The sequence below is a fragment of the Alkalihalobacterium sp. APHAB7 genome, from assembly GCF_048323755.1.
Lineage (GTDB): Bacteria > Bacillota > Bacilli > Bacillales > Bacillaceae_F > Alkalihalobacterium.
On the sequence record NZ_JBLWFS010000059.1, the window covers coordinates 1 to 1890 of the forward strand.

General features: G+C 47.9%; 15 tRNA genes and 1 rRNA gene. All 16 read left to right on the plus strand.

Annotation, left to right across the window (positions count from 1 at the left end):
* Positions 1-11: 11 nt before the first annotated feature.
* Positions 12-127: ribosomal RNA gene (gene rrf / locus ACNSTQ_RS22880) — 5S ribosomal RNA — on the plus strand.
* Positions 128-137: 10 nt separating this feature from the next.
* A tRNA-Asn gene (locus ACNSTQ_RS22885) sits at positions 138-213 on the plus strand.
* 5 nt (positions 214-218) lie between these two features.
* Positions 219-312, plus strand: a tRNA-Ser gene (locus tag ACNSTQ_RS22890).
* 22 nt (positions 313-334) lie between these two features.
* Positions 335-409 (plus strand) — tRNA-Glu (locus ACNSTQ_RS22895).
* Positions 410-414: 5 nt separating this feature from the next.
* Positions 415-490 (plus strand) — tRNA-Val (locus ACNSTQ_RS22900).
* Between the two features lie 16 nt (positions 491-506).
* A tRNA-Met gene (locus tag ACNSTQ_RS22905) sits at positions 507-583 on the plus strand.
* A 78-nt stretch (positions 584-661) separates the two neighbouring features.
* Positions 662-737 (plus strand) — tRNA-Asp (locus ACNSTQ_RS22910).
* Positions 738-745: 8 nt separating this feature from the next.
* A tRNA-Phe gene (locus tag ACNSTQ_RS22915) sits at positions 746-821 on the plus strand.
* Between the two features lie 7 nt (positions 822-828).
* Positions 829-904, plus strand: a tRNA-Thr gene (locus ACNSTQ_RS22920).
* A 79-nt stretch (positions 905-983) separates the two neighbouring features.
* Positions 984-1068, plus strand: a tRNA-Tyr gene (locus ACNSTQ_RS22925).
* A 14-nt stretch (positions 1069-1082) separates the two neighbouring features.
* A tRNA-Trp gene (locus tag ACNSTQ_RS22930) sits at positions 1083-1156 on the plus strand.
* Positions 1157-1171: 15 nt separating this feature from the next.
* A tRNA-Gln gene (locus ACNSTQ_RS22935) sits at positions 1172-1246 on the plus strand.
* Positions 1247-1250: 4 nt separating this feature from the next.
* Positions 1251-1325 (plus strand) — tRNA-Gly (locus tag ACNSTQ_RS22940).
* An 8-nt stretch (positions 1326-1333) separates the two neighbouring features.
* Positions 1334-1408 (plus strand) — tRNA-Cys (locus ACNSTQ_RS22945).
* A gap of 30 nt (positions 1409-1438) precedes the next feature.
* Positions 1439-1527 (plus strand) — tRNA-Leu (locus ACNSTQ_RS22950).
* A gap of 48 nt (positions 1528-1575) precedes the next feature.
* Positions 1576-1660 (plus strand) — tRNA-Leu (locus ACNSTQ_RS22955).
* Positions 1661-1890: the final 230 nt, after the last annotated feature.

Sequence of the window (1890 nt, forward strand, 5' to 3'; positions counted from 1 at the left end):
AATCCGTAAAGTCTAGTGGCGATAGCGAAGAGGTCACACCCGTTCCCATGCCGAACACGGAAGTTAAGCTCTTCAGCGCCGATGGTAGTTGGGGGCTTCCCCCTGTGAGAGTAGGACGTCGCTAGGCTTATAATTATTCCACAGTAGCTCAGTTGGTAGAGCAATCGGCTGTTAACCGATCGGTCGCAGGTTCGAGTCCTGCCTGTGGAGCCATACATGGAGAGCTGTCCGAGCTGGCCGAAGGAGCACGATTGGAAATCGTGTAGGCGGTGACAAACTGTCTCGAGGGTTCGAATCCCTCGCTCTCCGCCAGAAGGATTTATTATAGAAGTATGGCCCGTTGGTCAAGCGGTTAAGACACCGCCCTTTCACGGCGGTAACACGGGTTCGAATCCCGTACGGGTCACCAATAGTGGAGGATTAGCTCAGCTGGGAGAGCACCTGCCTTACAAGCAGGGGGTCGGCGGTTCGAGCCCGTCATCCTCCACCATATAAATTTATATTACCGCGGGGTGGAGCAGTCTGGTAGCTCGTCGGGCTCATAACCCGAAGGTCATAGGTTCAAATCCTATCCCCGCAACCAAAAAAAATATCGCATCTACTTTGAATTACTACTAAAAATATATAATATAAGTAGTACTTGAAGAGTGCAACCAAAAGTGGTCCCGTGGTGTAGCGGTTAACATGCCTGCCTGTCACGCAGGAGATCGCGGGTTCGATTCCCGTCGGGACCGCCATTTAATTAGGCTCGGTAGCTCAGTCGGTAGAGCAATGGACTGAAAATCCATGTGTCGGCGGTTCGATTCCGTCCCGAGCCACCATTTTTATGCCGGTGTAGCTCAATTGGTAGAGCAACTGACTTGTAATCAGTAGGTTGGGGGTTCAAGTCCTCTCGCCGGCACCAGCAGTTTTATAGAATAACGTTAAATAATCACTTTTGATCTAAAGTGACATATGATATAATAGTTAACATTATAGATGTTGGAGGGGTAGCGAAGTGGCTAAACGCGGCGGACTGTAAATCCGCTCCCTGAGGGTTCGGCGGTTCGAATCCGTCCCCCTCCACCATTAAAATAAATTGTAGGGGCATAGTTTAAAGGTAGAACTACGGTCTCCAAAACCGTCAGTGTGGGTTCAATTCCTACTGCCCCTGCCATTTAAAATTTACTATTGGGCTATAGCCAAGCGGTAAGGCAACGGACTTTGACTCCGTCATGCGTAGGTTCGAATCCTGCTAGCCCAGCCATTTTGCGGAAGTAGTTCAGTGGTAGAACATCACCTTGCCAAGGTGAGGGTCGCGGGTTCGAGTCCCGTCTTCCGCTCCAGAATATATGGCGGCATAGCCAAGTGGTAAGGCCAAGGTCTGCAAAACCTTTATTCACCGGTTCGAATCCGGTTGCCGCCTCCAATCTTAATACTTATAGTCCTTTATACCCTTGCCGGGGTGGTGGAATTGGCAGACACACAGGACTTAAAATCCTGCGGTAGGTGACTATCGTGCCGGTTCAAGTCCGGCCCTCGGCACCATTTAAAATTTATCTTGCACAGTTTGACTGTGTTTTTTTGTTGCTATATGCCGGTGTGGCGGAATTGGCAGACGCGCACGACTCAAAATCGTGTTCCTTCTGGAGTGTCGGTTCGACCCCGACCACCGGTACCATTACATAACAAGTAATCTTTAATCTTTAATATCAACGTTTCTTACAATTGTAAGGAGCGTTTTTTATTTGATTTTAAGGCTCTAAAATATATGTTGGGGTTTTAAAAAATTGAGCATATAAAAACACGCAAGCTCCAAAATCCTTTAGACTTGAATTGTCGAGAAACAAGAAAAAGGATAGGAGTTGCGTGCATATGCATTTTATCATGAATTTCCCTGGATTAGAAGAA